The sequence below is a fragment of the Piscinibacter defluvii genome, assembly GCF_004011805.1.
Classification (GTDB): domain Bacteria; phylum Pseudomonadota; class Gammaproteobacteria; order Burkholderiales; family Burkholderiaceae_C; genus Piscinibacter; species Piscinibacter defluvii.
On sequence record NZ_ML137196.1, the window covers coordinates 20,382 to 45,227 of the forward strand.

Annotated in this window: 32 protein-coding genes and 1 tRNA gene; 12 read left to right on the forward strand and 21 right to left on the reverse strand. The window is 70.3% G+C overall.

The genetic code is table 11. The annotated features are described in order from the left end of the window. The first annotated feature begins 37 nt into the window (after nucleotides 1-37). The 4 genes from D9C15_RS00065 to msrQ all read left to right on the forward strand — a co-directional run bounded on the left by D9C15_RS00065 (nucleotide 38) and on the right by msrQ (nucleotide 2,824). The gene (locus D9C15_RS00065; RefSeq protein ID WP_127995390.1) at nucleotides 38-664 is read left to right on the forward strand and encodes a c-type cytochrome; all 627 of its coding nucleotides are present in this window, start codon (nucleotides 38-40) and stop codon (nucleotides 662-664) included. A 77-nt stretch (nucleotides 665-741) separates the two neighbouring features. Further along, nucleotides 742-1,080 carry a hypothetical protein gene (locus D9C15_RS00070; RefSeq protein ID WP_127995391.1) on the forward strand — a complete coding sequence of 113 codons (339 nt, stop codon included), beginning with the start codon at nucleotides 742-744 and terminating at the stop codon, nucleotides 1,078-1,080. A 78-nt stretch (nucleotides 1,081-1,158) separates the two neighbouring features. Beyond that, nucleotides 1,159-2,148 (forward strand): protein-methionine-sulfoxide reductase catalytic subunit MsrP, encoded by a 990-nt coding sequence (gene msrP, locus D9C15_RS00075; RefSeq protein ID WP_127995392.1) that lies wholly within the window; start codon nucleotides 1,159-1,161, stop codon nucleotides 2,146-2,148. 16 nt (nucleotides 2,149-2,164) lie between these two features. After that, nucleotides 2,165-2,824: a protein-methionine-sulfoxide reductase heme-binding subunit MsrQ gene (gene msrQ, locus D9C15_RS00080; RefSeq protein ID WP_127995393.1), complete on the forward strand. Its 660-nt coding sequence runs from the start codon at nucleotides 2,165-2,167 to the stop codon at nucleotides 2,822-2,824. Here the strand turns inward: msrQ and D9C15_RS00085 are convergent. From D9C15_RS00085 to mutM, 7 genes are all read right to left on the reverse strand, one after another. Beyond that, on the reverse strand, nucleotides 2,791-3,060 hold the full coding sequence (locus tag D9C15_RS00085) for an STAS domain-containing protein (RefSeq protein WP_127995394.1): 270 nt from the start codon (nucleotides 3,058-3,060) through the stop codon (nucleotides 2,791-2,793). The genes msrQ and D9C15_RS00085 overlap by 34 nt on opposite strands. A gap of 83 nt (nucleotides 3,061-3,143) precedes the next feature. Beyond that, nucleotides 3,144-3,776 (reverse strand): MlaC/ttg2D family ABC transporter substrate-binding protein, encoded by a 633-nt coding sequence (locus D9C15_RS00090; RefSeq protein ID WP_127995395.1) that lies wholly within the window; start codon nucleotides 3,774-3,776, stop codon nucleotides 3,144-3,146. A gap of 111 nt (nucleotides 3,777-3,887) precedes the next feature. Then, nucleotides 3,888-4,643 (reverse strand): MlaA family lipoprotein, encoded by a 756-nt coding sequence (locus D9C15_RS00095; RefSeq protein ID WP_127995396.1) that lies wholly within the window; start codon nucleotides 4,641-4,643, stop codon nucleotides 3,888-3,890. Continuing rightward, nucleotides 4,640-5,140 (reverse strand): outer membrane lipid asymmetry maintenance protein MlaD, encoded by a 501-nt coding sequence (gene mlaD, locus D9C15_RS00100; RefSeq protein WP_127995397.1) that lies wholly within the window; start codon nucleotides 5,138-5,140, stop codon nucleotides 4,640-4,642. The genes D9C15_RS00095 and mlaD overlap by 4 nt, the downstream gene beginning before the upstream one ends. 28 nt (nucleotides 5,141-5,168) lie before the next feature. Continuing rightward, on the reverse strand, nucleotides 5,169-5,951 hold the full coding sequence (gene mlaE / locus D9C15_RS00105; RefSeq protein WP_127995398.1) for a lipid asymmetry maintenance ABC transporter permease subunit MlaE: 783 nt from the start codon (nucleotides 5,949-5,951) through the stop codon (nucleotides 5,169-5,171). After that, nucleotides 5,948-6,790, reverse strand: coding sequence for an ABC transporter ATP-binding protein (locus D9C15_RS00110; RefSeq protein WP_127995399.1), 843 nt, complete (start codon nucleotides 6,788-6,790; stop codon nucleotides 5,948-5,950). The genes mlaE and D9C15_RS00110 overlap by 4 nt, the downstream gene beginning before the upstream one ends. Nucleotides 6,791-6,953: 163 nt before the next feature. Then, entirely contained in the window at nucleotides 6,954-7,769 is an 816-nt protein-coding gene (gene mutM, locus D9C15_RS00115; protein ID WP_127995400.1) for a bifunctional DNA-formamidopyrimidine glycosylase/DNA-(apurinic or apyrimidinic site) lyase, read from the reverse strand. An 87-nt stretch (nucleotides 7,770-7,856) separates the two neighbouring features. Here mutM and D9C15_RS00120 point away from each other — a divergent pair, with 87 nt between their 5' ends. The 8 genes from D9C15_RS00120 to D9C15_RS00155 all read left to right on the forward strand — a co-directional run bounded on the left by D9C15_RS00120 (nucleotide 7,857) and on the right by D9C15_RS00155 (nucleotide 14,006). Beyond that, on the forward strand, nucleotides 7,857-9,674 hold the full coding sequence (locus D9C15_RS00120; protein ID WP_127995401.1) for a tetratricopeptide repeat protein: 1,818 nt from the start codon (nucleotides 7,857-7,859) through the stop codon (nucleotides 9,672-9,674). Next, a complete protein-coding gene (locus D9C15_RS00125) occupies nucleotides 9,671-10,192 on the forward strand; it encodes an outer membrane lipoprotein LolB (RefSeq protein ID WP_127995402.1) in 522 nt (173 codons plus the stop codon). Before D9C15_RS00120 ends, D9C15_RS00125 begins: the two co-directional genes overlap by 4 nt. A gap of 5 nt (nucleotides 10,193-10,197) precedes the next feature. Then, nucleotides 10,198-11,079 carry a 4-(cytidine 5'-diphospho)-2-C-methyl-D-erythritol kinase gene (gene ispE / locus D9C15_RS00130; RefSeq protein ID WP_205854711.1) on the forward strand — a complete coding sequence of 294 codons (882 nt, stop codon included), beginning with the start codon at nucleotides 10,198-10,200 and terminating at the stop codon, nucleotides 11,077-11,079. A 38-nt stretch (nucleotides 11,080-11,117) separates the two neighbouring features. Continuing rightward, a tRNA-Gln gene (locus D9C15_RS00135) sits at nucleotides 11,118-11,194 on the forward strand. A gap of 53 nt (nucleotides 11,195-11,247) precedes the next feature. Then, nucleotides 11,248-12,210 carry a ribose-phosphate pyrophosphokinase gene (locus D9C15_RS00140; RefSeq protein ID WP_127995404.1) on the forward strand — a complete coding sequence of 321 codons (963 nt, stop codon included), beginning with the start codon at nucleotides 11,248-11,250 and terminating at the stop codon, nucleotides 12,208-12,210. A gap of 44 nt (nucleotides 12,211-12,254) precedes the next feature. Continuing rightward, nucleotides 12,255-12,902, forward strand: a complete 648-nt coding sequence (locus D9C15_RS00145) for a 50S ribosomal protein L25/general stress protein Ctc (RefSeq protein WP_127995405.1) — start codon at nucleotides 12,255-12,257, stop codon at nucleotides 12,900-12,902. Nucleotides 12,903-12,978: 76 nt separating this feature from the next. Further along, nucleotides 12,979-13,605: an aminoacyl-tRNA hydrolase gene (gene pth, locus D9C15_RS00150; RefSeq protein ID WP_127995406.1), complete on the forward strand. Its 627-nt coding sequence runs from the start codon at nucleotides 12,979-12,981 to the stop codon at nucleotides 13,603-13,605. Further along, complete coding sequence (locus D9C15_RS00155; RefSeq protein WP_127995407.1) at nucleotides 13,602-14,006, forward strand: hypothetical protein; 405 nt, start codon at nucleotides 13,602-13,604, stop codon at nucleotides 14,004-14,006. The genes pth and D9C15_RS00155 overlap by 4 nt, the downstream gene beginning before the upstream one ends. On the opposite strand, the gene D9C15_RS00160 is transcribed toward D9C15_RS00155, so the two are convergent. The 14 genes from D9C15_RS00160 to D9C15_RS00225 all read right to left on the reverse strand — a co-directional run bounded on the left by D9C15_RS00160 (nucleotide 14,007) and on the right by D9C15_RS00225 (nucleotide 24,778). After that, nucleotides 14,007-14,282 (reverse strand): YfhL family 4Fe-4S dicluster ferredoxin, encoded by a 276-nt coding sequence (locus tag D9C15_RS00160; protein ID WP_127995408.1) that lies wholly within the window; start codon nucleotides 14,280-14,282, stop codon nucleotides 14,007-14,009. An 88-nt stretch (nucleotides 14,283-14,370) separates the two neighbouring features. Beyond that, nucleotides 14,371-14,874 (reverse strand): pantetheine-phosphate adenylyltransferase, encoded by a 504-nt coding sequence (coaD, locus tag D9C15_RS00165; protein ID WP_127995409.1) that lies wholly within the window; start codon nucleotides 14,872-14,874, stop codon nucleotides 14,371-14,373. After that, the gene (gene rsmD / locus D9C15_RS00170) at nucleotides 14,871-15,482 is read right to left on the reverse strand and encodes a 16S rRNA (guanine(966)-N(2))-methyltransferase RsmD (protein ID WP_127995410.1); all 612 of its coding nucleotides are present in this window, start codon (nucleotides 15,480-15,482) and stop codon (nucleotides 14,871-14,873) included. Before rsmD ends, coaD begins: the two co-directional genes overlap by 4 nt. Further along, nucleotides 15,479-16,237, reverse strand: a complete 759-nt coding sequence (gene hisF / locus D9C15_RS00175) for an imidazole glycerol phosphate synthase subunit HisF (RefSeq protein WP_127995411.1) — start codon at nucleotides 16,235-16,237, stop codon at nucleotides 15,479-15,481. The genes rsmD and hisF overlap by 4 nt, the downstream gene beginning before the upstream one ends. Further along, nucleotides 16,237-16,983: a 1-(5-phosphoribosyl)-5-[(5-phosphoribosylamino)methylideneamino]imidazole-4-carboxamide isomerase gene (hisA, locus tag D9C15_RS00180; protein ID WP_127995412.1), complete on the reverse strand. Its 747-nt coding sequence runs from the start codon at nucleotides 16,981-16,983 to the stop codon at nucleotides 16,237-16,239. The genes hisF and hisA overlap by 1 nt, the downstream gene beginning before the upstream one ends. 60 nt (nucleotides 16,984-17,043) lie before the next feature. After that, a complete protein-coding gene (gene hisH / locus D9C15_RS00185; protein WP_127995413.1) occupies nucleotides 17,044-17,691 on the reverse strand; it encodes an imidazole glycerol phosphate synthase subunit HisH in 648 nt (215 codons plus the stop codon). A 2-nt stretch (nucleotides 17,692-17,693) separates the two neighbouring features. Continuing rightward, nucleotides 17,694-18,293, reverse strand: coding sequence for an imidazoleglycerol-phosphate dehydratase HisB (gene hisB, locus D9C15_RS00190; protein WP_127995414.1), 600 nt, complete (start codon nucleotides 18,291-18,293; stop codon nucleotides 17,694-17,696). Further along, complete coding sequence (hisC, locus tag D9C15_RS00195; RefSeq protein ID WP_127996085.1) at nucleotides 18,290-19,345, reverse strand: histidinol-phosphate transaminase; 1,056 nt, start codon at nucleotides 19,343-19,345, stop codon at nucleotides 18,290-18,292. The genes hisB and hisC overlap by 4 nt, the downstream gene beginning before the upstream one ends. Before the next feature lie 14 nt (nucleotides 19,346-19,359). After that, nucleotides 19,360-20,679 carry a histidinol dehydrogenase gene (gene hisD, locus D9C15_RS00200; protein WP_127995415.1) on the reverse strand — a complete coding sequence of 440 codons (1,320 nt, stop codon included), beginning with the start codon at nucleotides 20,677-20,679 and terminating at the stop codon, nucleotides 19,360-19,362. A gap of 83 nt (nucleotides 20,680-20,762) precedes the next feature. After that, nucleotides 20,763-21,401: an ATP phosphoribosyltransferase gene (hisG, locus tag D9C15_RS00205; RefSeq protein WP_127995416.1), complete on the reverse strand. Its 639-nt coding sequence runs from the start codon at nucleotides 21,399-21,401 to the stop codon at nucleotides 20,763-20,765. Continuing rightward, nucleotides 21,398-22,657 carry a UDP-N-acetylglucosamine 1-carboxyvinyltransferase gene (gene murA, locus D9C15_RS00210; protein WP_127995417.1) on the reverse strand — a complete coding sequence of 420 codons (1,260 nt, stop codon included), beginning with the start codon at nucleotides 22,655-22,657 and terminating at the stop codon, nucleotides 21,398-21,400. Before murA ends, hisG begins: the two co-directional genes overlap by 4 nt. Nucleotides 22,658-22,748: 91 nt before the next feature. After that, nucleotides 22,749-23,018, reverse strand: a complete 270-nt coding sequence (locus D9C15_RS00215; RefSeq protein WP_127995418.1) for a BolA family protein — start codon at nucleotides 23,016-23,018, stop codon at nucleotides 22,749-22,751. Between the two features lie 13 nt (nucleotides 23,019-23,031). Continuing rightward, on the reverse strand, nucleotides 23,032-23,799 hold the full coding sequence (locus tag D9C15_RS00220; protein ID WP_240668236.1) for an ABC transporter permease: 768 nt from the start codon (nucleotides 23,797-23,799) through the stop codon (nucleotides 23,032-23,034). Nucleotides 23,800-23,857: 58 nt separating this feature from the next. Beyond that, the gene (locus tag D9C15_RS00225) at nucleotides 23,858-24,778 is read right to left on the reverse strand and encodes an ABC transporter ATP-binding protein (RefSeq protein WP_127995420.1); all 921 of its coding nucleotides are present in this window, start codon (nucleotides 24,776-24,778) and stop codon (nucleotides 23,858-23,860) included. Nucleotides 24,779-24,846 lie beyond the last annotated feature (68 nt).

A 24,846-nucleotide genomic window follows, 5' to 3' on the forward strand; every position in this document is an offset into this window, starting at 1 on the left:
AAAATCGAGCGGTTTTGCACCCGAAAAACGCCGCCTCATGAACAGAATCGCTGCCACGCTGTCCTGCCTGATGTTCGCCGCGCTCGCTGGGCCGGTCCTGGCCGCGGGGGCGCCGACCGCCGCCAAACCCGATGCCGCCAAGGGCCAGACGATCGCCACCAACGTCTGCGGCGCCTGCCACTCGGCCGACGGATCGCGTGGCGCCCCGGCCAACCCGATCCTGCAAGGCCAGCACCCGGAGTACCTGGTCAAACAGCTGGGCGAGTTCAAGTCCGGCAAGCGCGACAACGCCATCATGAAGGGCTTCGCGTCGGCACTGAGCGAGGAAGACATGCGCAACGTCGCCGCCTTCTACGCCGGCAAGACCGCCAAGCCCGGCGCGGCGAAGAACAAGGACCTGGTCACGCTGGGCGAGAAGATCTACCGCGGCGGCATCGCCGACCGCAGCATCCCCGCCTGCTCGGGCTGCCACAGCCCGACCGGCGCCGGCATCCCCTCGCAGTACCCGCGCCTGGCCGGGCAGCATGCCGAGTACACCGAGGCCCAGCTGCTGGCCTTCCGCGGCGGCGTGCGCAACAACAACGCGCAGATGACCGGCGTGGCCGCCAAGATGAGCGACCGGGAGATCAAGGCCGTGTCCGACTACATCGCCGGGCTCCAGTAGGCCGGGTCGGCGAATCGTCACGAACCGGGCCGGCCTTGCCGGCCCTTTTCGTCGGGGCGGCGCGTATAGTGCCCCGCATGCCGTACGTCCGCCGCAACGCCCTGGGCGAGATCGAGAGCCTGCACCGCGAGCGTGCCGGCGAGGCGGGTGAGTTCTTGGCCGACGACCACCCCGAAGTGCAGGCCTTCGTGGGCCTGCCGGGCGACGGCACGCAGGGCTTCTCGCGGCTCGATGCCGACTTCGTGCGGGTGCTCGAGGACCTGATCGACACCCTGATCGCGAAGAACGTGCTCAACATCACCGACCTGCCCGACCAGGCGCAGGCCAAGCTGTTCGCGCGCAAGAGCTTCCGCGAACGGGCGTCCAAGCGCTCGCTGCGCCTGTTCGAGCCGACCGACTTCGGCGACGTGATCTGATCGCGGTCTTTGCCCGTAAGGACGGGCAGGCGGCGCGCGACCGAGGAACAATCCCGCGTCGCCGCCCGTACACCCGCCATGCACTTCCACCCGGATCGAGGCTTTGCCCACCCCGTCGCCAGCGAGATCACGCCACGCGCGGTCTACGAGGAACGCCGCACACTGCTCAAGCGCATCGCACTCGGTGCGGCCGGCGGCGCGCTGGCGGGCTGGGCCGCGCGTGACGCACTGGCGCAGGCCCGTCCGGGGCGCCTGGCGCCGCTGCCGGGTGCACGCAGCGGCGTGGCCGGCGCGCTGACGATGGAGAAGCCGACCGCCTACGACGACGTCACCGGCTACAACAACTTCTACGAGTTCGGCACCGACAAGTCCGACCCGGCACGTCACGCCGGCACGCTCAAGCCGCGGCCCTGGACGGTGGCGGTCGAGGGCGCGGTCGCCAAGCCGAAGGTCTACGACCTCGACGAACTGCTCAAGCTCGCACCGATGGAGGAGCGTCTCTACCGGCTGCGCTGCGTCGAGGGCTGGTCGATGGTGATCCCCTGGGTCGGCTACTCGCTGGCCGAGCTGATCCGCCGTGTCGAGCCGACCGGCAACGCGAAGTACGTCGAGTTCGTGACGCTGGCCGACAAGACGCAGATGCCCGGCGTGCGCTCGAGCGTGCTCGACTGGCCCTATGTCGAGGGTTTGCGCCTGGACGAGGCGATGCACCCGCTCGCGCTGCTGACCTTCGGCCTGTACGGCGAAGTTCTCCCGAACCAAAACGGCGCACCGGTGCGCATGGTCGTGCCCTGGAAGTACGGCTTCAAGAGCGGCAAGTCGATCGTCAAGATCCGCTTCGTCGAGAAGGAGCCGCGCACCGCGTGGGTCAAGGCCGCGGCACAGGAGTACGGCTTCTACTCGAACGTCAACCCGAACGTCGACCACCCGCGCTGGAGCCAGGCCACCGAGCGCCGCATCGGCGAGGACGGGCTCTTCCAGAAGAAGCGGCCGACGCTGATGTTCAACGGCTACGAGGCCCAGGTCGGCCAGCTGTACGCCGGCATGGACCTGAAGAAGCATTACTGAGCCGCGCCGAGGCACCATGTCGGCCGTGCTGCCCGATTCCGCCCCCGCCCGGGCCCGCCGCCCGCTGCGCTCGCCGCTGCTGCATCCGCTGGCCAAGCCGGGGTTGTTCGTGCTGTGTGCGCTGCCGTTCGCCTGGCTGCTGTACGGCGCGCTGGCGAACCAGCTCGGGCCCAACCCGGCCGAGGCGCTGATCCGCGCCACCGGCGACTGGACGCTGCGCTTCCTGTGCCTGACGCTGGCGGTCACGCCGCTGCGCCAGTGGACCGGCCAGCCCGCGCTCGCGCGCTTCCGGCGCATGCTCGGCCTGTACGCCTTCTTCTACGCCGTGTGGCACTTCCTCGCCTACGCCTGGCTCGACATGGGCTTCGACCCTGCGGCCATCGCGCGCGACATCCCGAAGCGCCCGTTCGCGCTGGTGGGCTTCACCGCCCTGCTGCTGATGGCGCCGCTGGCCGCGACCTCGTTCAACCGCGCGATCAAGGCGCTCGGCGCGGCACGCTGGCAGGCGCTGCACCGCAGCGTCTACGCCATCGTGCTGCTGGGCCTGCTGCACTTCTTCTGGATGCGCGCGGCCAAGAACAACCTGGCCGAGGTGGCGGTGTACGGCGTGGTGATCGCCGTGCTGCTCGGCTGGCGCGTGCGTCAGGCCGCGAAGAGCAGGGCGTCCACGCCGTAGAGCCTGGCCAGTTCGGCCAGCTTGGGCGGTGCCTGGCGCACACTGAAGCCCTTGCCCCAGGCGCCCGCCAGGCGGCGGCACTCGAGCAGCACCGCCAGCGCCGAGGTGTCGAACTGCGCCAGCGGGGAGGCGTCGATCACCACCTCCTCGCCAGGCGCCGACTGCAGCGCCTGCGTGAGCAGCTGCAGCGTGTCGCGCGACTCGCGCAGCGTGATCGTGGCCGGCAGCAGCAGCATGTCAGAGTCCCCGCCGGGCCGCCCCGAGGGAACCCTGCGCCCCCTCGGTGGGCAGCGAACGAAGCGAGCGCAGGGGCCGCATGTCAGCTCTTGGCGGGCGCGCCGGCCGCACCCTTGTTGCGATCGGCCAGCTTGCCGATCAGGCCGTCGATGCCGTTGGCGCCGATCTCCTGCGCGAAGCTGTTGCGGTAGTTCTCCACCAGCCAGACGCCCAGCACGTTGACGTCGTAGATCTTCCAGCCCTGCTCGCCCTTTTCGAGCCGGTAGTCGAGCTGGATCGGGTCGCCCTTGCCGCGCACCTCGGTGCGCACGATCACGTCGTTCGGGTCCGGGCTCGGCCGCGAGGGCTTGAGCGAGACGGTCTGGTCCTTCACCTGGGCGAGTGCGCCGGAGTAGGTGCGCACGAGCAGCACCTTGAACTCGTCCTGCAGCCGCTTCTGCTGCTCGGGCGTGGCCTGGCGCCAGTAGCGCCCGACGGCCGAGGCCGTCATGCGCTGGAAGTTCACGTGCGGCATGACCTTCGCATCGACCAGCGTGATGACCTTCTGCACGTCGCCGGCCTGGATGTTCTTGTCGGCTCGGACCGCGTCGAGCACGTCGGTCGAGACCTCCTTGATCAGCTGGTCGGGCGCGCGGGTGTCCTGCGCCTGCGCCGCGGCGCCACCGAGCAGCAGCGCGGCGGCACTCAACCAGGTCACGAGTCGGTGGATCAGCATGGGTGTCCTTTCGTTCGTCGGCGCCGCGGGCGGCGCCCTCCTTCAGAGCCGGGATCAGGCCGCAGGTTCGGCCGGTTCGCAATCCTTAACGTCTCTCACCTGCCGCCGGTTTCACCGCGCCGGGGGCGCCGAGGCCGCCGGCTCCGGCTCGGGGGCGTCCTGCGGCGGGGCGTCGCCATCGAAGACCAGGCTGCGGCGCCGCTGCAGGTAGGCATCGCGCACGAAGGTGTACTTGTCCAGCGCGATGTCGTCGAGCACACGGCTGGCGCCGAGCAGCTTGGCCCGGGTGTTGATCACCCGCAGCGTGGTGATGCCGTAGCGCGAGCCGCCGTCGTTGACCACCGAGGCCGGCGAGGCCGCGTTGTCCAGCGGCAGGCCGACCGAATCGCGCACGGTCGACGATCCGAGCAGCGGCCACACCACGTACGGACCGGAGGCGAAGCCCCAGGTGCCGAGCGTCTGCCCGAAGTCCTCGTACTGGTGGTCCAGGCCCATCTCGCTGGCGATGTCGATCACGCCGCCCAGGCCGAAGAAGGTGTTGGTGCCCACGCGCATCACGTCGCGCAGGCCGTTCTCCACCTTGCCCTGCAGGAAGTTGTTGACCGCCGACCAGGCGTCGGCGAAGTTGCCGAACACGTTGTCGACGCCGCGCCGCACCGGTTCGGGCACCACGTTGCTGTAGGCGGTGGCCACCGGCTTGAGCACGTTCTCGTCGAGCGACTCGTTGAACGAGAACACCTTGCGGTTCCAGTTCTCCCACGGGTCGAGCCGCTGGCCAGATCCGCCGCGTGCCGGGCCCACGCTCGCGCAGCCGGCCGACAGCAGCAGCACGCCGACGAGCACGGCGCTGGCAGCGGATCGCGTCACTTCTTCGCTCCGTTGGCCGGCGCCGGCGCGGCCGTGCTGCCGGCATCGGCCGCCCTGTTGAACAGGAACTGGCTGATCAGGCTCTCGAGCACCACGGCGGACTGGGTCTGCCGGATGGTGTCGCCGGCGGCCAGGTTCTTCTCGTCGGCACCGGGCTCCAGGCCGATGTACTGGTCGCCCAGCAGCCCGGCGGTCAGGATGCGCGCCGAGGAGTCCTTCGGGAACTGCACGTCGCGGTCGACCTCCAGCCTGACCAGGCCCTGGTAGGTCTTGGTGTCCAGCGTGATCGAGGTGACGCGGCCCACCGTCACGCCGGCGCTGCGCACCGGCGCGCGCACCTTCAGGCCGCCGATGTTGTCGAAGCGCGCCAGCAGGGTGTAGCTGTCGTTGTTGCCGAAGCTGGCGAGGTTGGCCGCCTTCAGCGCCAGGAACACCAGGCCGAGCATGCCGAGCAGGACGAACAGCCCGACCAGCGTTTCGATGCCTTTCTTGCCCATCGAGGGAATCCTTTCGTTCGCGTGCTGCTTATGGCGTGGAGAACATCAGCGCCGTGAGGATGAAGTCCATGCCGAGGATGGCCAGCGACGAGATCACCACCGTGCGCGTCGTCGCGTACGCCACGCCCTCGGGCGTCGCCTCGGTCTCGTGCCCCTGGTAGAGCGCGACGAAGGTGCAGATCACCCCGAACACCATGCTCTTGACGATGCCGTTGCCGACATCGCGCCAGATGTCGACCTTGTTCTGCTGGATCGACCAGAAGTTGCCCGCGTCGATGCCGATCAGCAGCACCGCGACCACGTAGGCCCCGAGGATGCCCACGGCCGAGAACAGGATCGCCAGGATGGGCATCGACACCACGCCGGCCACGAAGCGCGGCGCCAGCACGCGCGCCTTCGGGTCGATGGCCATCATCTCCATCGCGGCGAGCTGCTCGCCGGCCTTCATCAGGCCGATCTCGGCGGTCAGCGAGGTGCCGGCACGGCCGGCGAACAGCAGCCCGGTGACCACCGGACCGAGCTCGCGCACCAGCGCGAGGTTGACGATCAGGCCGAGCGACTCGGTCGCGCCATAGGTCACCAGCGCGTAGTACATCTGCAGCGCCAGCACGAAACCCACCGCCAGCCCGGAGGCGACGATGATGATCAGCGACAGGTTGCCGATCGCGTGCACCTGCGCCACCACCAGGCCGAAGCGGCGCATCGCCTCGGGCACCGCGCGCAGCAGCTCGACGAAGAAGAACGCGGCGTGGCCGAACGAACGCAGCACCCGCAGCGTGCGCGCCCCCAGCAGGGTCAGCGGATTGGTCACGACGTCGCCTCCGCGGAGACGCCGAAGTCCTGCGCCAGCGGCGGCGCGGGGTAGTGGAACTTGACCGGGCCGTCCGGCTCGCCACGCACGAACTGGCGCACCTCGGGGTCGACCGAGTCCATCAGCTCCTTCGGCGTGCCCTGCGCGACGATGCGCCCGCCGTTGGCCAGCAGCACCACGTAGTCGCTGATCGCCATGCACTCGGGCACGTCGTGCGAGATCACCAGCGAGGTCGAGCCGGTCACGTCGTTGAGCGTGCGGATCAGGTTGGCCGCCACGCCCATCGAGATCAGGTCCAGGCCCGCGAAGGGCTCGTCGTACATGATGAGTTCCGGGTCCAGCGCGATCGCCCGCGCCAGCGCGATGCGCCGCGCCATGCCGCCGGACACCTCGGAGATGCGCAGGCTCGCCGCGCCGCGCAGGCCGACCGCGTTCAGCTTCATCAGCACGATGTCGCGGATCATGGCTTCGCTCAGGTCGGTCTGCTCGCGCAGCGGGAAGGCCACGTTGTCGAACACCGACAGGTCGGTGAACAGCGCGCCGAACTGGAACAGCACCCCCATGCGGCGGCGCATGCGGAACAGCTTGTCCTTGTCGCGCGCATCGACCACCTCGCCGGCGAAGCGCACCGTGCCCGAGTTGGCCGCGTGCACGCCGCCGATCAGGCGCAGCAGCGTGGTCTTGCCGCAGCCCGAGCTGCCGAGGATGGACGTGACCTGTCCGCGCCGGAAGCGCAGCGAGATGTCGCTGAGGATCGTGCGGCTGGCGTCGTAGCCGAACGTGACATGGTCGATCTCGATCAGCGTGTCGGTGTTCGGGGACGGGGGGTCACTGGGCATGCAGCTCAGGCTCTTGTTGTGATGCCGGCCGGCGGCGGGCGCCGGCCAGCGGCCGGCCAAGGCGGGCGGATTGTCTCACGCCAATTTCGCCCTTGCAGGGGAAACCCGAACTCGCCTCGTGACCAGTGGTCACACGGCGAAATCCGGGCGGCCAGCCCCGTGCTCAGCGTTTCTGGCAGCCCGGGCAGAAGAAGGTGGAGCGCTGGCCCTGCACGATCCGGCGCAGCGTGGCGCCGCAGCGAGCGCAGGCTTCGCCGGCACGGCCGTAGACCTGCGCATGCTGCTGGAACTGGCCGGCCATGCCGTGGGCATCGCGGAAGTCGCGCAGCGTCGCCCCCCCGAGCTCGAGCGCCTGGCCGAGCACGGCGCGGATCGCCAGCGCCAGGCGCTCGCAACGCGGCCGGCTCAGCCGCCCGGCCGGCGTGCGCGGGTCGATGCCGGCCTGGAACAGCGCCTCGCACGCGTAGATGTTGCCGGCCCCCACCACCACGTTGCCGGCCAGCAGCGCCTGCTTGATCGCCACGCGCCGGCCGCGCAGCGCCCGGTGCAGGTAGTCGCCGTCGAAGGCCGCATCGAAGGGCTCCAGCCCCAGGCCCGCCAGCAGCTTGGCGGCCGGCGCCTCGTCCAGCGCGGGCGACCACACCACCGCGCCGAAGCGGCGCGGGTCGACCAGGCGCAGCGTGCCGGCCGAGGTGACCAGGTCGAAATGGTCGTGTGCGCCGGGTTCGTCCGGCTGCCGGCTGAAGGCCAGGGAGCCCGACATGCCCAGGTGCATGAGCAACCCGCCGCGCTCCAGCGCCAGCCAGAGGTACTTGCCACGCCGCGTGACCTCGCCCACCCGCTGCCCCACCAGCGACTGCGGCTCGACGCCCAGCGGCCAGCGCAACGGCTTGCCGCGCCGCACCGCCAGCACCTGCGCGCCGTGGATGCGCTCGGCGAAGCTGCGCCGCGTGGTCTCGACTTCCGGAAGTTCGGGCATGCGCGGAATTATCGCGAGCGGCACGGATCGCAGTTCGGGGCCCCGCGAGGGTGCGCAATAGAATGAATCTTGCTTCCAGGAGTGCCGATGCCCGTGTTCCCGATCCGTTCGAGCCTGACCCGGCTGCTGGGCGCCCTGACGGCATCGCTGCTGTGCGCGACGCTCGCCACCTCGGCGCAGACCGAACGCGCCGGCACGGCACCGGTGGTCAACTCGCGGCTCGACGCCCAGCTGTTCTATCAGTTGCTGATCGGCGAGATCGAGCTGCGCGAGGGCGACGCCGGCACCGCCTACCAGGTGATGCTGGACGCGGCCCGGCGCACGAAGGACGAGCAGCTGTTCCGGCGCGCCACCGACATCGCGCTGCAGGCCCGTGCCGGCGACCAGGCGCTGGCCGCGGTGATGGCCTGGCGCTCGGCCGTGCCGTCCTCCGCCGAGGCGCACCGCTACCTGATCCAGCTGCTGATCGCGCTGAACCGGCCGGCGGAGGCCGTCGAGCCGATGCGCGCGCTGGTCGAGCTGACGCCATCGGGCGAACGTGGCGCGCTGATCCAGTCGCTGCCGGCGTTCTTCTCGCGCCAGAACGACAAGGCACAGGCGGCCGCGCTGATCGAGAAGACGCTGCAACCCTTCGCCGACGGTGGCGCCGACCGCGTGCCCGCGCGCGTGGCGATGGCGCGCGCCTGGCTCGGCGTGCCCGATGTGGCCAAGGCCCGGGCGCTGCTGGAACGTGCCCACGCCGACGCGCCGACCGACGAATCGCCGGCCCTGCTCGCCGCGGTGGCGCTGGGCAGCGTGCCCGAGCTCGAGGGCGTGATCCTGGGCCACCTCCGGGCCAAGCCGGACAGCCACGGCGTGCGCCTGGCCTACGTGCGCGCACTGACCTCGGTGCAGCGCTTTGTCGACGCCGTCACGCAGCTGCAGGAGGTGACCCGGCGCGCTCCCGAGCTGCCGCCGCCCTGGCTGACGCTCGGCGCGCTGCAACTCGAGCTGCGCCAGCCGGCGGACGCCACGGCCTCGCTGCAGACCTACCTCGAGCGGCTCGACGCCGCCCCGGCGCCGACGCTCGCCACCCCGGCGCATGGCGGCGGCGCCGACGATGACGACGACACGCCGTCGCCTGCCGCCGGCGCCGAGCAGGGCCGCACCCAGGCCTGGCTGCTGCTGGCCCAGGCCGCCGAGCAGCGGCGCGACTTCAAGGCCGCCGAGACCTGGCTGGCCAAGGTCGACAACCCGCAGCGGCTGCTCGAGGTGCAGACGCGCCGCGCCTCGCTGCTGGCGCGCCAGGGCAAGCTGCGCGAGGCGCGCGAGCTGATCCGGCGCGTGCCCGAGCGCGAGCAGTCGGACGTGCGGGCCAAGCTGCTGGCCGAGGCGCAGGTGCTGCGCGACGTGAAGCAGTGGAAGGACGCCGGCGCCGTGCTCGCGCAGGCGAACCAGCGCTTCCCCGACGACGTCGAGCTGCTGTACGAGCAGTCGATGATGGCCGAGAAGCTCAACCGCATGGACGAGATGGAGCGCCTGCTGCGCAAGGTCATCCAGCTCAAGCCGGACCACCACCATGCCTACAACGCGCTGGGCTACTCGCTGGCCGAGCGCAACCAGCGCCTGCCCGAGGCCAAGTCGCTGATCCAGAAGGCGCTCGAGCTGAGCCCGGGCGAGCCCTTCATCACCGACAGCCTGGGCTGGGTCGAGTACCGGATGGGCAACAAGGCCGAGGCGCTGCGCCTGCTGAAGACGGCCTACCAGGCGCGCCCCGACCCGGAGATCGCCGCCCACCTGGGCGAGGTGCTGTGGGTGATGGGCCAGCAGGACGAGGCCCGCCGCGTCTGGCGCGAGGCCCGCAGCCGCGACAGCGCCAACGACGTGCTGCGCGAGACGCTCGCCCGCCTGCGGGTGGACCTGTGACCCGTGCGGCCCTGGCCGCGGCCGCGCTGCTCCTGGCCGGCTGCGCCACCGTGCCGCCGCCGGTCGCCACGCCGCCCGGGGAGAGCCTGAGCGGACGCCTGGCCGTGCGGGTGGACGCCGCCCCGGGCCAGGACGCACGCTCGATGAGCGCCGCGTTCGAGCTGCAGGGCGCCCCGGAACGCGGCCGTTTCTCGCTCTCCACGCCGCTGGGCACGATGCTGGCCCAGGCGCGCTGGCAGCCCGGCCGCGTCACGCTGGTCACCTCGCAGGGCGAGACGCCCTACCCGGACCTGGACGCGCTGACCCGCGAGGTGCTGGGCGAAAGCGTGCCGGTGGCCGCGCTGTTCGACTGGCTGCAAGGCCGGCCCTGGCCCGGCGCCGCCAGCACCGCCGCGCCTCCCGGGTTCCGCCAGCTCGGCTGGGCGGTGGACCTGTCGAGGTTCGACGACGCGGCGATCGCCGCGGTGCGCGAGCAGCCGCCCACGGTGACGGTGCGGGTCAAGATGGATCGTCCCTGATGAGCCTGCGTGCGCTCTACGAGGTGGCCGCGCCGGCCAAGCTGAATCTGTTCCTGCACGTCACCGGTCGGCGGGCCGACGGCTACCACCTGCTGCAGTCGGTGTTCGTGCTGATCGACTGGTGCGACACGCTGCATTTCGAGCGCCGCGACGATGGCCGCCTGGCACGCCACGACCTCGGCCCGGCCCTGCCGGAGGACGACCTGTGCCTGCGCGCCGCGCGGCTGCTGCAGGCCGAGAGCGGCACCGCGCTCGGCGCCGACATCTCGGTGGACAAGCAGGTGCCCTGGGGCGCCGGCATGGGCGGCGGCAGCTCCGACGCCGCCTCGACGCTGCTGGCGCTGAACCGCCTGTGGGGCCTGCACTGGCCGCGCGAGCGCCTGCTCGCCCTGGCGCCGCGCCTGGGGGCCGACGTGCCCTTCTTCGTCGGCGGCCGCCACGCCTTCGTCGAGGGCATCGGCGAACGGCTGACCCCGATCGAGCTGCCGCCGGCCTGGTTCGCGGTGCTCAAGCCGCCCGCGGCGATCGAGACCCGCAGCATCTTCACGAGCCCGCTGCTTCGCCGCGATAGCGAAGCTGTTATACTTTCGGGCTTTCTTGCAGACATGGCCCGCACCCGGGCGCAGCTGCTCGACGGAGACTTCGGCCGCAACGACCTGCAGCCGCCCGCCGAAGCAGCGTGCAGCGAGGTGACGGAGGGCGTCAGGCGGCTCCAGCAGTGCTTCGGCAATGCGCGCATGACCGGCTCCGGCAGTGCCGTGTTCGCGAGAGCAGGCACCGGTGCCCGGCCCGTCGCGGCGATACCGTCGGATCTTCCGGCGGGGTGGGTGGGGCGCATGTGCCGCAGCCTGGAGCAGCATCCGCTGGTCGGATGGGCAACGGACTGAACAGGGTTTCGGTTCGCGCGCGAGCGTCGGACCCGTGTAGGGGAGTCGCCAAGTTGGTTAAGGCATCGGATTTTGATTCCGACATTCGAGGGTTCGAGTCCTTCCTCCCCTGCCACCACTTCTGAACCCGGTGCAGCTTCGCGACCGGATCGCCTTCTCGGAGCGAACGTGCTGTTCAACACCGTGCTGTTCACCGGCAACGCCAATCCTGCCCTGGCGCAGGAGATTGCCGGCCACCTCGGCATCGAACTGGGCAAGGCCAAGGTCGGGCGCTTCTCCGATGGCGAAGTCGACATCGAGATCGAGCAGAACGTGCGGGCGCGCGACATCTTCGTCGTGCAGCCGACCTGCGCGCCGACCAACGAGAACCTGATGGAGCTGTGCATCATGGTCGACGCGCTCAAGCGTGCGTCGGCCAGGAGGGTCACGGCGGTCATCCCCTACTTCGGCTATGCGCGCCAGGACCGCCGGCCGCGCTCGACGCGCGTGCCGATCAGCGCCAAGGTCGTCGCCAACATGCTCGAGGCCGTCGGCGTCGAGCGGCTGCTGACGATGGACCTGCACGCCGACCAGATCCAGGGCTTCTTCGACATCCCGGTCGACAACATCTACGCCTCGCCAGTGCTGCTGTCGGACCTGCACGGCAAGCGCTACTCGGACCTGGTGGTCGTCTCGCCGGACGTCGGCGGCGTGGTGCGCGCCCGGGCGCTCGCCAAGCAGCTCGGCTGCGACCTGGCCATCATCGACAAGCGCCGCCCGCGCGCCAACGTCTCCGAGGTGATGCACGTCATCGGCGAGATCGAGGGCCGCAACTGCGTGATCATGGACGACATGATCGACACCGCCGGCACGCTCGTGAAGGCGGCCGAGGTGCTGAAGTCGCGCGGCGCCAAGAGCGTGTACGCGTACTGCACGCACGCGGTGTTCTCCGGCCCGGCGATCGAGCGCATCAAGTCCTCGGCGCTCGATGAAGTGGTCATCACCAACACCATCCCCCTTTCCGAGGCCGGCCGGCAGTGCACCAAGGTGCGCCAGCTGTCGGTGGCCTTCCTGTTCGCCGAGACCATCCGCCGGATCTCCGACGGTGAATCGGTGACGTCCCTGTTCGCGGAGCAAAACGCGAACTTCTGAAGCGAGGAGCCTGGTCGCGGGCCCTCATCCATCCTGGAGTCATCATGAAATTCGTCGCTTTCGAGCGCACTTTGCAGGGGACCGGAGCGAGCCGCCGCCTGCGCAATGCGCACAAGGTGCCCGGCATCGTCTACGGTGCCGGCCAGCCGCAGATGATCGAGCTCGATCACAACGCGCTCTTCTTCGCGCTGAAGAAGGAAGCCTTCCACTCGTCGCTGCTCGACATGGAACTCGGCGGCAAGACCGAGAAGGTGCTGCTGCGCGACTACCAGATGCACGCCTTCAAGCCGATCGTGATGCACATCGACTTCCAGCGCGTCGACGCGACGACCAAGATCACGAAGAAGGTGCCGCTGCACTTCGTGAACGAGGAGAACTCGCCGGCCGTCAAGACCGACAAGTGCCTGGTCAACCACGTGGTCACCGAGCTGCTGATCCAGTGCCTGGCCTCGCAGCTGCCCGAGTACCTCACGGTGGACCTGGGCAACCTCGCCAAGGGCCAGTCGCTGCACGTCAGCGACCTGAAGCTCGCCGAGGGCATCAAGGTGGTCACGCACGGCAAGAAGGACCCGGTGATCGTGTCCGTCTCGATGCAGGCGGCCGAGGAAGAGGCCGCGCCCGCCCCGGCCGTCGCGGCCCCGGCGGCCCCGGCCAAGAAGGAAAAGAAGGACGAGAAGCAGAACAAGAAGTAAGCCCGCGCGCTGCTTCCTGCTCGCGAACCCCGCTGCGGCGGGGTTCGTCGTTTCCGGCCCGGGATAATCGCGGCCCATGATCAAGCTCATCGTCGGCCTGGGCAACCCGGGCCCCGAGTACGAGGCCACGCGCCACAACGCCGGCTTCTGGTTCGTCGACGAGGTGGCGCGCAACCTGAAGGTGTCGCTGCAGCCCGAGCGCGGCTACTTCGGCAACGCGGCACGCGCGGCCACGCCGCACGGCCCGGTCTGGCTGCTCGAGCCGATGACCTACATGAACCTGTCGGGCAAGGCGGTCGCGGCGCTGGCGCGCTTCTTCAAGATCGCGCCGGGCGAGATCCTCGTGGCACACGACGAGCTCGACCTGCCGCCCGGCCAGGTGAAGCTCAAGCTCGGCGGCAGCCATGCCGGCCACAACGGGCTGCGCGACATCCACGCGCAGCTCGGCAGCGCGGACTACTGGCGCCTGCGCCTGGGCATCGGCCACCCGGGGGTCAAGGCCGAGGTGGTGCACTACGTGCTGCGCAAGCCCAGCCCGGAGCACCGCGTGGCGATCGAGAACGGCATCACGCAATCGCTGTCCGCGTTGGACCTGATGCTCGCAGGCGAGATGGAGCGCGCGATGATGAAGCTCCACGCCAAGCCGCCGCGGCCCAAGCCGCCGCGCCCGGAGGGCGTGTCCCCTCCGGAGACGCCGCGATGACCCGAGCGACCCTGCTGCTGAGCCTTGCCCTGCTGACCGCCGCGCCGGCGCTGGCCGCGCCGCCGATCTACCGCTGCGGCGCGGACGGCCGCACCTACTCGCAGGTACCCTGCCCCGAGGGCCAGCTGATCGAGGCGAGCGACCCGCGCACCGCTGCCCAGCGCGCCGAGGCCAAGCGCTTCGCCGATGCCGAGCGCAAGCGCGCCGCCGAACTCGAGCGCGAGCGCAAGGCGGCGGAGAAGGCCGCCGAGAAGTCGGCCGCGGGCGCGGTCGCCGTCGGCCCGGCCACGCCGGACGCGCCCGCCACGACGAGCGCCGGCAAGCCGCGCGCGGGCAAGGACAAGCCGGCCGAGAAGGACTTCATCGCGGTCGCGCCCAAGGCCGCCGCCGCGGCACGCTGATCACTTCGGCGCCGGCGCCGGCGTCGCCGCCTGCTGCTGCAGGCGCTCGTACTTGGCCCAGAGCGAGTCCTTCGACTCGATGAACTCGGGGTTCACCGGAATGCAGCTGACCGGGCACACCTGCACGCACTGCGGCTCGGGGAAGTGGCCCACGCACTCGGTGCAGCGCTGCGGGTCGATCTGGTAGATCTCCGGCCCCATCGAGATCGCCTGGTTCGGGCACTCGGGCTCGCAGACGTCGCAGTTGATGCATTCGTCGGTGATCAGCAGGGCCATGGAATCCTCAGCGGCGCACGGCTGCCCGAAGGCGCTGGGGCGCCCCCTCGGGGGGCCGCGAACGAAGTGAGCTCGGGGGCTTCATGTTTCAGCCTTCGCTCGATTTCACCCGGGCCCTCAGCCGGTCGAGCACCGAGGGTGACACGAACTTGGAAACATCACCGCCGAGGCTGGCAATCTCGCGCACGAAGGTGCCGGAGACGAACTGGTACTGGTCGCTGGGCGTGAGAAACAGGGTCTCGACCTCGGGCATCAGCTGCCGGTTCATGCCGGCCATCTGGAACTCGTACTCGAAGTCGCTCACCGCCCGCAGGCCGCGCACGACCACCTTGCCGCCATGGCCGACGACGAAGTCGCGCAGCAGGCCGCGGAAGGCCATCACCTCGACGTTCGGGTACTTGGCGGCCAGCTCGGAGGCGATCTCCAGCCGCTCGGCAATCGTGAACATGGTGCGCTTGTGGTGCCCGGCGGCCACCGCGACGATCAGGCGCTCGAACAGCCTGCTGGCACGGCGCATCAGGTCCTCGTGGCCGAGCGTCATCGGGTCGAAGGTGCCGGGGTAGACGGCGGTCAGGCGGGTCACGGAGGTCAACGCGGGCTCCCGTCGGGCTGGTCTGCCGGCGCAGTGTAGCCCTCGGGTTCGCGGCGCAGCAGGTGGGCATGCACCGATCCGGCGCGCAGATGGCGATGCACCCGCAGCCCGAGCGGCGCCAGCGCGTCGGGGGCGTACGGCCGGTCGGCCTCGAGGTAGACGAAGCCGTCGGGCACGACCAGCGGCGCCGCGGCGGCCAATGCCGCATCGAACAGCTGCGCTTCGAACGGCGGGTCGACGAAGACGATCTCGAAGCGCTGCGGCGGGCAGCGCCGCATCCAGCCCAGCGCATCGGTCGCCTCGACGCGGACCGGCTCGGCCTTCAGCCGCTGGCGCGACTGCTCCAGGCGCGCCGCCAGCTCGCGGTCGCGCTCCAGCAGCACCACCTCGGCCGCGCCGCGCGAGGCGGCCTCGAAGCCGAGCGCCCCGCTGCCGGCGAAGGCATCCAGGCAGCGCCAGCCGGCCAGGTCCTGGCCCAGCCAGTTGAACAGCGTCTCGCGCACCCGGTCGGGCGTCGGGCGCAGTCCGGGGCGGTCGGGCACCGGCAGCTTGGAGCGCTTCCACTGCCCGCCGATGATGCGGACCTCGCCCGCCGGCGCGTGCCTCACATCCGCACCGGAATGCCGTCGCGCGCCAGCAGCGCCTTGGCCTGCCCCACCGTGAACTCGCCGTAGTGGAAGATGCTGGCCGCCAGCACCGCGTCCGCGCCGCCGATGCGGATGCCCTCGGAGAGATGCTCGAGCGCGCCGACGCCGCCCGAAGCGATCACCGGGATGTCGACCGCGTCGGTGACCGCGCGGGTCAGCTCGAGGTCGAACCCGATCTTGGTGCCGTCGCGGTCCATGCTCGTGAGCAGGATCTCGCCGGCGCCGTGTTCGGCCATCTGCTTCGCCCAGGCCACCGCGTCCAGCCCGGTGTTGCGCCGGCCGCCATGGGTGTAGACCTGCCAGCCGCCATGCTCGCCGCGCTTGGCATCGATGGCGACGACGATGCATTGCGCGCCGTACTTGCCCGAAGCCTCGCGAATCACCTGCGGGTTGGCCACCGCGGCGGAGTTGAAGCTCACCTTGTCGGCCCCGGCGTTGAGCAGTCGCCGCACGTCGGCCACCGTGCGCACGCCGCCGCCCACGGTGAGTGGAATGAACACCTGCGCGGCCACCGCCTCGATGATGTGCAGGATCAGGTCGCGCTCGTCGCTGGTGGCGGTGATGTCGAGGAAGGTCAGCTCGTCGGCGCCCTGGTCGTTGTAGCGCGCCGCGATCTCGACCGGGTCGCCGGCATCACGCAGCTCGACGAAGTTGACGCCCTTGACGACCCGGCCACCGGTGACGTCGAGGCAGGGAATGATGCGCTTGGCCAGCATCAGTCGGCGCCGTTCAGTTCGTCGGCGCGCGCCTGCGCGGCGGCGAAGTCAAGATCGCCGGTGTAGATGGCACGGCCGCAGATCACGCCCTCGATGCCCTCGGACTCGACGGCGCACAGCCGCTCGATGTCGGCGATGTTCGACAGCCCGCCCGAGGCGATCACGGGGATGGTCAGCGCCTGGGCCAGCTTGACCGTGGCCTCGATGTTGATGCCGGTGAGCATGCCGTCGCGGCCGATGTCGGTGTAGATCACGCCCTCGACGCCGTAGTCCTGGAACTTCTGAGCCAGGTCCACCACCTCGTGGCCGGTCAGCTTGCTCCAGCCGTCGGTGGCGACCTTGCCGTCCTTGGCGTCCAGGCCGACGATGATGTGGCCGCCGAAGGCCGTGCAGGCGTCGTGCAGGAAACCCGGGTTCTTGACCGCCGCGGTGCCAATGATGATGAAGCTCAGCCCGTCGTCGAGGTAGCGCTCGATGGTGTCGAGATCGCGGATGCCGCCGCCGAGCTGCACCGGGATCTCGTCGCCCACCTCGGCCAGGATGGCCTTGATCGCCGCCTCGTTGACCGGCTTGCCGGCGAAGGCGCCATTGAGGTCCACCAGGTGCAGGCGCCGCGCGCCGGCATCGACCCAGCGCCGTGCCATCTCGGCCGGGTTCTCGCTGAAGGTGGTGGACTCGCTCATGTCGCCCTGCTTCAGGCGGACACATCGACCGTCTTTGAGGTCAATCGCGGGGATCAGCAACATGGCCGAACAGGCGTGGTGGGAGGGAGGCGGGGCACCCGAGAAGGGGTGGGGGGAGGACCGTCAAGGTTTCCAGTGCAGGAAGTTGCGGTACAGCGCCAAGCCGTGCTCGGCGCTCTTCTCGGGGTGGAACTGGGTGGCAAAAATGTTATCGCGGCCCAGCGCGCAGGTAAAGCGGCCGCCGTAGTCCGCCTCGCCGACGCTGTGCTCGGCCGCGGCCGGGCGGGCGTAGAAGCTGTGCACGAAGTAGAACCAGGCGCCGTCGGGCACACCGGTCCACAGCGGGTGCGCCCGCGCCTGGGCGACCTGGTTCCAGCCCATCTGGGGCACCTTGTAGCGGCTGCCGTCGGGCTGTCGGCGGCCCTCCAGACGGAAGCGCAGCACCTCCCCCGGAATCAGCCCGAGCCCGTCGGTGGGCCCTTCCTCGCTGCGCTCGAGCAGCATCTGCATGCCCACGCACACGCCCATCAGCGGCTTGTTGGCCGCCGCGTCGAGCACCGCCTCGAGCAGGCCGGAATCGCGCAGCTCGCGCATGCAGTCCGGCATCGCGCCCTGGCCCGGCAGCACGATGCGCTCGGCGGCGAACACCTCTTCCGGCGTCGAGGTGACGATCACCTCCAGCCCGCTGCCCGCTGCCACGTGCATCACCGCCTGCGACACCGAGCGCAGGTTGCCCATGCCGTAGTCGACGACGGCGACGGTCCTGGCCATGGTCAGAGGGAGCCCTTGGTGGACGGGATCACGCCCGCCGCGCGCGGGTCGATCGCCAGCGCCATGCGCAGCGCCCGGCCGAAGGCCTTGAACACCGTCTCGGCCTGGTGGTGCGCGTTCTGTCCCTTGAGGTTGTCGATGTGCAGCGTCACCAGCGCGTGGTTCGCAAAGCCCTGGAAGAACTCGTAGGCGAGCTGGGTGTCGAAGCCGCCGACCATGCCGCTCCTGAACGGCACGTCCATGTGCAGCCCCGGGCGGCCGGAGAAATCGACCACCACGCGGGACAGCGCCTCGTCCAGCGGCACGTACGAGTGGCCGTAGCGCACCAGGCCCTTCTTGTCACCCACCGCCTGGGCCACCGCCATGCCGAGCGTGATGCCGACGTCCTCCACGGTGTGGTGGCCGTCGATGTGCAGGTCGCCCTTCGCGTCGACCTCGAGGTCGATCAGCCCGTGGCGCGCCACCTGGTCGAGCATGTGGTCGAAGAAGCCGATGCCGGTGGCGAGCTTCGCCTCGCCCGTGCCGTCGAGGTCGACGCGGACGCGGATCTGCGTTTCCTTGGTGTTGCGGGTGACCTCGGCCGTCCTGGTGGAAGTCGTCATAGGCTGGCCCTCAAGGCGGCTATCGTCAGGCTGACTTCGTCCGGCGTGCCGATCGTCAGCCGCAGGCAGTTGGCCAGCAGCGGGTGCAGGCCGGAGACATTCTTCACCAGGATGCGGCGCTGCTTGAGCTGCTCGAAGGTGGCGGCCGCGTCCGGGAAGCGCGCCAGGATCATGTTGGCCTCGCTCGGGAACGGTCGCACCCCGGGCAGGTCCTGCAGCGCCCGCATCAGGCGCGCACGCTGCTCGCGGATCAGCGCCGCCTGCCGGGCGTATTCGTCGGCATGTTCGAGCGCGAACAGCCCGGCCTCGGCGTTGAGCACCGAGACGTTGAACGGCGGGCGCAGCTTGTCGATCTCGGTCACCAGCTCGCGCCGGCCGATCAGGTAGCCGATGCGCACGCCGGCCAGGCCGAACTTGCTCATCGTGCGCATCAGCAGCACGTGCGGCCAGCGCCGCAGCCGCGCCATCGAGTCGCGCGCGGCAAAGGGCTGGTAGGCCTCGTCCATCACCACGAGCCCCGGCGCGGCCTCGATGATGCGGTCGATCACCGCGTCGTCCCACAGGTTCGCCGTCGGGTTGTTCGGGTAGGCGAGGTAGATCAGCGCCGGCCGGTGCTCGGCGATCGCAGCGAGCATGGCCGCCTCGTCGAGCTCGAACTCGGCCGTCAGCGGCACGCCGACGAAACGGATGCCCTGCAGCTGGGCCGACATCGCGTACATCACGAAGCCCGGCAGCGGCGCCATGAACACGGCACCCGGCACGTCGCAGGCAAGCGAGAGCATCGAGATCAGCTCGTCGGAGCCGTTGCCGAGCGTCAGCGCGCAGTCGTCGGGCATGCCGGCGTGCACGGCCAGCGCCGCGCGCAGGTCCTCGGTGCGCTCGGCCGGGTAGCGGTTGATGGCCACGCGGCCGAGACGCTCGCCCAGTTCCATCTGCAGCGCCTCGGGCAACCGGAACGGGTTCTCCATCGTGTCGATCTTGACGAAGCCGGCGCTCGGCTGCACCGCATAGCCGTGCATCGACTGCACGTCGCGGCGGATCACGCGCTGCATGCGCTCCTCGAGGCTCACGTCGTTCCTTTCAGTCGCAATTCGGCCGCCCGCGCATGCGCCTGCAGCCCTTCGCCATAGGCCAGCTCGGCGGCGATCGTGCCCAGCACCTGCGCGCCGGCCTCGCTCACCTCGATCAGGCTGCTGCGCTTCTGGAAGTCGTACACGCCCAGCGGCGAGCTGAAGCGCGCGGTGCCCGAGGTGGGCAGCACGTGGTTCGGCCCGGCGCAGTAGTCGCCCAGGCTCTCGCTCGTGAACGCGCCGAGGAAGATCGCGCCGGCGTGCTTGAGCAGCGGCTCCCAGCGGCCCGGCTCGCGGCTCGACACCTCGAGGTGCTCGGGCGCGATGCGGTTGCTGAGGGCGCAGGCCTCCTCCATCGAGCGGGTGCGGATCAGCGCGCCGCGGCCCTCCAGCGAGGCTCGGATCACGTCGCGCCGCGGCATGCCGGGCAGCAGGCGCTCGATCTCGGCCTTCACTCGGGCCAGGTAGGCGGCGTCCGGGCTGAGCAGGATGCTCTGCGCCAGTTCGTCGTGCTCGGCCTGGCTGAAGAGATCCATGGCCACCCAGTCGGCCGGCGTCGTGCCGTCGGCCAGCACCAGGATCTCGCTCGGGCCGGCGATCATGTCGATGCCGACCTGGCCGAACACGCGCCGCTTCGCGCTCGCGACGTAGGCGTTGCCCGGGCCGGTGATCTTGTCGACCGCCGGCACCGTGGCCGTGCCGTAGGCGAGCGCCCCCACCGCCTGTGCCCCGCCGATGGCGAACGCGCGGTCGACCCCCGCAACGGCTGCGGCGGCCAGCACCAGCGGGTTGCGCTCGCCGCGCGGCGTGGGCACGACCATCACGATCTCGCCCACGCCGGCCACCTGGGCCGGCAGCGCGTTCATCAGCACGCTCGAGGGGTAGGCCGCCTTGCCGCCGGGCACGTAGATGCCGACGCGGTCCAGCGGCGTGACCTTCTGGCCGAGCAGCGTGCCGTCGGCGTCGCGGTAGCTCCAGCCGCGGCCGCAGGCCTCGAGCTGGCGCTGGTGGTAGTCGCGCACACGCTCGGCGGCGGCCTGCAGTGCGCTGCGCTGGGCCGGGCTGATCTGCGCGAGAGCGGCGTACAGTTCGTCGCGGCCGAGTTCGAGCGCGGCGACCGAGGCGGCCGGCACGCCGTCGAAGCGCTGCGTGTACTCGAGCACCGCTGCGTCGCCGCGCGTGCGCACGTCGGCGAGGATCGCCTCGACCCGCGCTTCGATCTCGCGGTCGGTCTCGGCGGACCAGTGCTTCAGCGCCGCGAAGCGCGGCTCGAAGTCGGCGTCGGTGGTGGAGAGCTCGCGGATGGCCACGCCCATGTCAGGCCTCCCGCCGGGCCACCCCAAGGGAGGCCTGCGCCCCCGCGGGGGGCAGCGAACGAAGTGAGCTTGGGGGCACCATCTCAGCCTCCCACCGCAGACGAGAACGCGTCGATCAGCGCGCGGATCGGCTCGCGGCGCAGCTTCAGCGCCGCCTGGTTGACCACCAGGCGCGAGGAGATGTCCATGATGCGTTCCACCTCGACCAGCTTGTTCGCCTTCAGGGTGCTGCCGGTGGAGACCAGGTCGACGATCGCGTCGGCCAGGCCGGTCAGCGGCGCCAGTTCCATCGAGCCGTAGAGCTTGATCAGGTCGACGTGCACGCCCTTCTCGGCGAAATGGTCGCTGGCGATGCGGGTGTACTTGGTGGCCACGCGGATGCGCGAGCCCTGGCGCACCGCGGCGGCGTAGTCGAAGTCGTCGCGCACGGCCACGCTCATGCGGCACTTGGCGATCTGCAGGTCCAGCGGCTGGTACAGGCCCTGGCCGCCGTGTTCGAGCAGGGTGTCGAGGCCGACCACGCCGAGGTCGGCGCCGCCGTGCTGCACGTAGGTCGGCACGTCGGTCGCACGCACGAGCACGATGCGCAGTTCCGGGCGGCTGGTGCCGATGATCAGCTTGCGACTCTTCTCCGGATCTTCCGCGACCTCGACGCCGGCGGCCTGCAGCAGCGGCAGGGTTTCGTCGAAGATGCGGCCCTTGGACAACGCGAGCGTGATCACTTGATTCTTTCGATGTCCGCGCCGATGCCGCGCAGCTTGGCTTCCATGCGGTCGTAGCCGCGGTCGAGGTGGTAGATGCGGTCGACCAGCGTCTGCCCGTCGGCCACCAGGCCGCCGATCACCAGACTCGCCGAAGCGCGCAGGTCGGTGGCCATCACGGTGGCGCCGGAGAGCTTGGGCACGCCCTGCACCAGCGCGGTGTGGCCGTCGACGACGATGTTCGCGCCCAGCCGCACGAGTTCGTTGACGTGCATGAAGCGGTTCTCGAAGATCGTCTCGGTGACCTTGCTCGCACCCTCGGCAATGCAGTCCAGCGCCATGAACTGCGCCTGCATGTCGGTCGGGAAGGCCGGGTACTCGCTGGTGCGGAAGCTCACCGCCTTCGGCCGGCCGCTGCTCTTCAGGCGGATCCAGTCGCTGCCGGTCTCGATCGCCATGCCGGCCTCGCGCAGCTTCTCGAGCACCGCGTCGAGGTGATCGGCACGCGCGTCGCGCAGCAGCAGTTCACCCCCGGTGGCCGCCACCGCGCACAGGAAGGTGCCGGTCTCGATGCGGTCGGGCACGATGCGGTGCGTGGTGCCGTGCAGGCGCTCAACGCCCTGGATGCGGATGCGGTGCGTGCCGTGGCCGGCGATGCGCGCGCCCATCTTGATCAGCAGTTCGGCCAGGTCGGGGATCTCCGGCTCCTGCGCGGCGTTCTCGAGGATGGTCTCGCCCTCGGCCAGCGTGGCGGCCATCAGCAGGTTCTCGGTGCCGGTGACGGTGACCATGTCGGTCGTGATGCGCGCCCCCTTCAGGCGCTTCGCCTTGGCGAGGATGTAGCCGTGCTCGACGGTGATCTCCGCGCCCATCGCCTGCAGGCCCTTGATGTGCTGGTCGACCGGGCGCGAGCCGATCGCGCAGCCGCCGGGCAGCGACACCGTGGCCTCGCCGAAACGCGCCAGCAGCGGCCCGAGCACGAGGATCGAGGCGCGCATGGTCTTGACCAGGTCGTACGGCGCCTCCGGCGAGGTGACGCCGCTGGCATCGATGGCCACCGTCTCGGGCGCCGCCTCGCTGCGCTCGGCTCTCGCACCCATGTTGCGCAGCAGCTTCAGCGTGGTGGCCACGTCCTGCAGGCGCGGCACGTTCTCGAGCGTCACCGGCTCGGCCGTCAGCAGCGCGGCACAGAGCTCGGGCAGCGCGGCGTTCTTGGCGCCGGCGATGGCGATCTCGCCGTGGAGTCGGCGTCCGCCGCGGATCAGGAGTTTGTCCATGAGGATGAGGTGCTGTGGCCCATGCCCACCTGGCTGCCGGGTCCCGCGGGGCGCGCAAACCCGGCCGCCGCAGTGAACACTGCGGCGCGGTTCAGTGGTGGTGGGTGGGGGCCGCGGCAGGCTGGGAAGCCCACTCGGCCGGCGTCAGCGTCTTCATCGACAGGGCGTGGATCTGCTCGCGCATTCTATCGCCCAGGGCCCGGTAGACCCGCTGGTGGCGCTGCACGCGGCTCGCACCCTCGAACTCCGCCGACACGATGGTGGCGAAGAAGTGGCGCCCGTCGCCTTCGACCTCGAGGTGCTCGCAGGCCAGCCCCTGCGCGATGTAGCGCTGGACGTCGGCGGCGGTCGGGTCGGACATGATGGGCTGGATTCTAGTGGCGGATCTTGTAGCCCACGCGCAGCAGGTTCAAGGCGATGGCGCTGACCAGCACGAAGGCGCTGCCCACCAGCGCCAGGCTGGTCCACGGCGACACGTCGCTCACGCCGAAGAAGCCGCGCCGGAAGCCGTCGATCATGTAGAAGAACGGGTTCAGGTGGCTCACCGCCTGCCAGACGCCGGGCAGCGAATGCACCGAATAGAAGACGCCCGAGAGGAAGGTCATGGGCATGATGATGAAGTTCTGGAACGCGGCCATCTGGTCGAACTTCTCCGCCCACAGCCCGGCGATCAGCCCGAGTGCACCCAGCATGCCGGCGCCCAGCACGGCGAAGACCACGATCCAGGCCGGCTCGGCCAGGTGCAGCGGCGCGAACCACACGGTGGCCAGCAGCACGCCCAGGCCCACCACCAGGGCGCGCACCATCGAGGCGCCCACGTAGGCCGCGAACCAGGCCCAGTGCGACAGCGGGGTCAGCAGCAGGAACACCAGGTTGCCGGTGATCTTGCTCTGGATCAGCGACGAGCTGCTGTTGGCGAAGGCGTTCTGCAGCACGCTCATCATCACCAGGCCGGGGATCAGGAAGCTGGTGTAGCCGACCTGGTCGTAGACCTTCACGTGGTCTTCCAGCACATGGCCGAAGATCAGCAGGTACAGCACCGCGGTGAGCACCGGCGCGCCGATGGTCTGGAAGGCCACCTTCCAGAAGCGCAGCACCTCTTTGTAGAGCAGGGTGCGCGTGCCCGCGAACAGCCCGCTCACTGGACTACCCTCCGCGCAAAGCGCTCCGGGATTCGCACTTGGGAGCGGCCCGGCGCGCTCATGCCGGCTCCTTCGCATGCTCGCCGCGCATGATCTCGAGGAACACGTCCTCCAGGTCGGCGCGGCCGATCTCCAGGTCTTCCGGCGTGCAGCCGGCGGTGCGCAGGGTGGCGAGGATGGCCTCGACTTCGGCCGCGTCGTGCGCCGTGATCTGCACGATGCGCCCGGTCACGCGCGAGCGGGCCTGTAGCGCGGGCGGCAGCGCCTGGTCGGTCTTGAAGCGCAGCATGGTGCTGGCCGTGCCGGCCAGCAGCGCCGAGGTGCGGTCGAGCGCGACCACGCGGCCCTGCTTGAGCATCGCGATGCGGCCGCACAGCGCCTCGGCCTCCTCGAGGTAGTGCGTGGTCAGCAGCACCGTGTGGCCTTCCTTGTTCAGCCGCGAGACGAACTGCCACAGCGTCTGGCGCAGTTCCACGTCCACGCCGGCGGTCGGCTCGTCGAGCACGATCACCGGCGGGCGGTGCACCAGCGCCTGGGCCACCAGCACGCGCCGCTTCATGCCGCCGGAGAGCTGGCGCATGTTCGCGCCGGCCTTGTCGGCCAGGCCGAGGTTGGCGAGCAGCTCGTCGATCCAGGCGTCGCTGGCCTTGACGCCGAAGTAGCCGCTCTGGATGCGCAGCGTCTCGCGCACGCTGAAGAACGGGTCGAACACCAGTTCCTGCGGCACCACGCCCAGGCTGCGGCGCGCGGCGGCGTAGTCGCTCACCACGTCGTGGCCGTGCACGGCGACGCGCCCGCCGCTGGCACGCGTCAGGCCGGCCAGGATGCTGATCAGCGTGGTCTTGCCGGCCCCGTTGGGCCCGAGCAGGCCGAAGAACTCGCCTTGATCGATGTCGAAACTGACGTCGTCCAGCGCCTGCACGTCGCCGCGCGCGCTGCGGAAGGACTTGGAGACATGCTGGAACGAGATGGCGGGCATGGGGCCGGGATTGTAGGGAGACGGCGCTTGCGATTAGGGCGCACCCCCTGCGTGACCCCTGGGCCTTG

Coding starts and splice junctions, on each gene's coding strand:
- D9C15_RS00110 (WP_127995399.1), bottom strand. CDS start 6,790: ATGCCCAGTGACCCCCCGTCCCCGAACACCGACACGCTGATCGAGATC.
- D9C15_RS00225 (WP_127995420.1), bottom strand. CDS start 24,778: ATGCCCGCCATCTCGTTCCAGCATGTCTCCAAGTCCTTCCGCAGCGCG.
- mlaD (WP_127995397.1), bottom strand. CDS start 5,140: ATGGGCAAGAAAGGCATCGAAACGCTGGTCGGGCTGTTCGTCCTGCTC.
- pth (WP_127995406.1), top strand. CDS start 12,979: ATGATCAAGCTCATCGTCGGCCTGGGCAACCCGGGCCCCGAGTACGAG.
- msrQ (WP_127995393.1), top strand. CDS start 2,165: ATGTCGGCCGTGCTGCCCGATTCCGCCCCCGCCCGGGCCCGCCGCCCG.
- murA (WP_127995417.1), bottom strand. CDS start 22,657: ATGGACAAACTCCTGATCCGCGGCGGACGCCGACTCCACGGCGAGATC.
- D9C15_RS00070 (WP_127995391.1), top strand. CDS start 742: ATGCCGTACGTCCGCCGCAACGCCCTGGGCGAGATCGAGAGCCTGCAC.
- D9C15_RS00120 (WP_127995401.1), top strand. CDS start 7,857: ATGCCCGTGTTCCCGATCCGTTCGAGCCTGACCCGGCTGCTGGGCGCC.
- hisH (WP_127995413.1), bottom strand. CDS start 17,691: ATGGCCAGGACCGTCGCCGTCGTCGACTACGGCATGGGCAACCTGCGC.
- D9C15_RS00145 (WP_127995405.1), top strand. CDS start 12,255: ATGAAATTCGTCGCTTTCGAGCGCACTTTGCAGGGGACCGGAGCGAGC.
- D9C15_RS00160 (WP_127995408.1), bottom strand. CDS start 14,282: ATGGCCCTGCTGATCACCGACGAATGCATCAACTGCGACGTCTGCGAG.
- hisB (WP_127995414.1), bottom strand. CDS start 18,293: ATGACGACTTCCACCAGGACGGCCGAGGTCACCCGCAACACCAAGGAA.
- D9C15_RS00155 (WP_127995407.1), top strand. CDS start 13,602: ATGACCCGAGCGACCCTGCTGCTGAGCCTTGCCCTGCTGACCGCCGCG.
- hisA (WP_127995412.1), bottom strand. CDS start 16,983: ATGTTGCTGATCCCCGCGATTGACCTCAAAGACGGTCGATGTGTCCGC.
- D9C15_RS00085 (WP_127995394.1), bottom strand. CDS start 3,060: ATGCTGCTGCTGCCGGCCACGATCACGCTGCGCGAGTCGCGCGACACG.
- msrP (WP_127995392.1), top strand. CDS start 1,159: ATGCACTTCCACCCGGATCGAGGCTTTGCCCACCCCGTCGCCAGCGAG.
- mutM (WP_127995400.1), bottom strand. CDS start 7,769: ATGCCCGAACTTCCGGAAGTCGAGACCACGCGGCGCAGCTTCGCCGAG.
- D9C15_RS00065 (WP_127995390.1), top strand. CDS start 38: ATGAACAGAATCGCTGCCACGCTGTCCTGCCTGATGTTCGCCGCGCTC.
- D9C15_RS00090 (WP_127995395.1), bottom strand. CDS start 3,776: ATGCTGATCCACCGACTCGTGACCTGGTTGAGTGCCGCCGCGCTGCTG.
- hisC (WP_127996085.1), bottom strand. CDS start 19,345: ATGCAGCGCGTGATCCGCCGCGACGTGCAGTCGATGCACGGCTATGCG.
- hisF (WP_127995411.1), bottom strand. CDS start 16,237: ATGCTGGCCAAGCGCATCATTCCCTGCCTCGACGTCACCGGTGGCCGG.
- hisD (WP_127995415.1), bottom strand. CDS start 20,679: ATGGGCGTGGCCATCCGCGAGCTCTCCACCACCGACGCCGACTTCGAG.
- D9C15_RS00215 (WP_127995418.1), bottom strand. CDS start 23,018: ATGTCCGACCCGACCGCCGCCGACGTCCAGCGCTACATCGCGCAGGGG.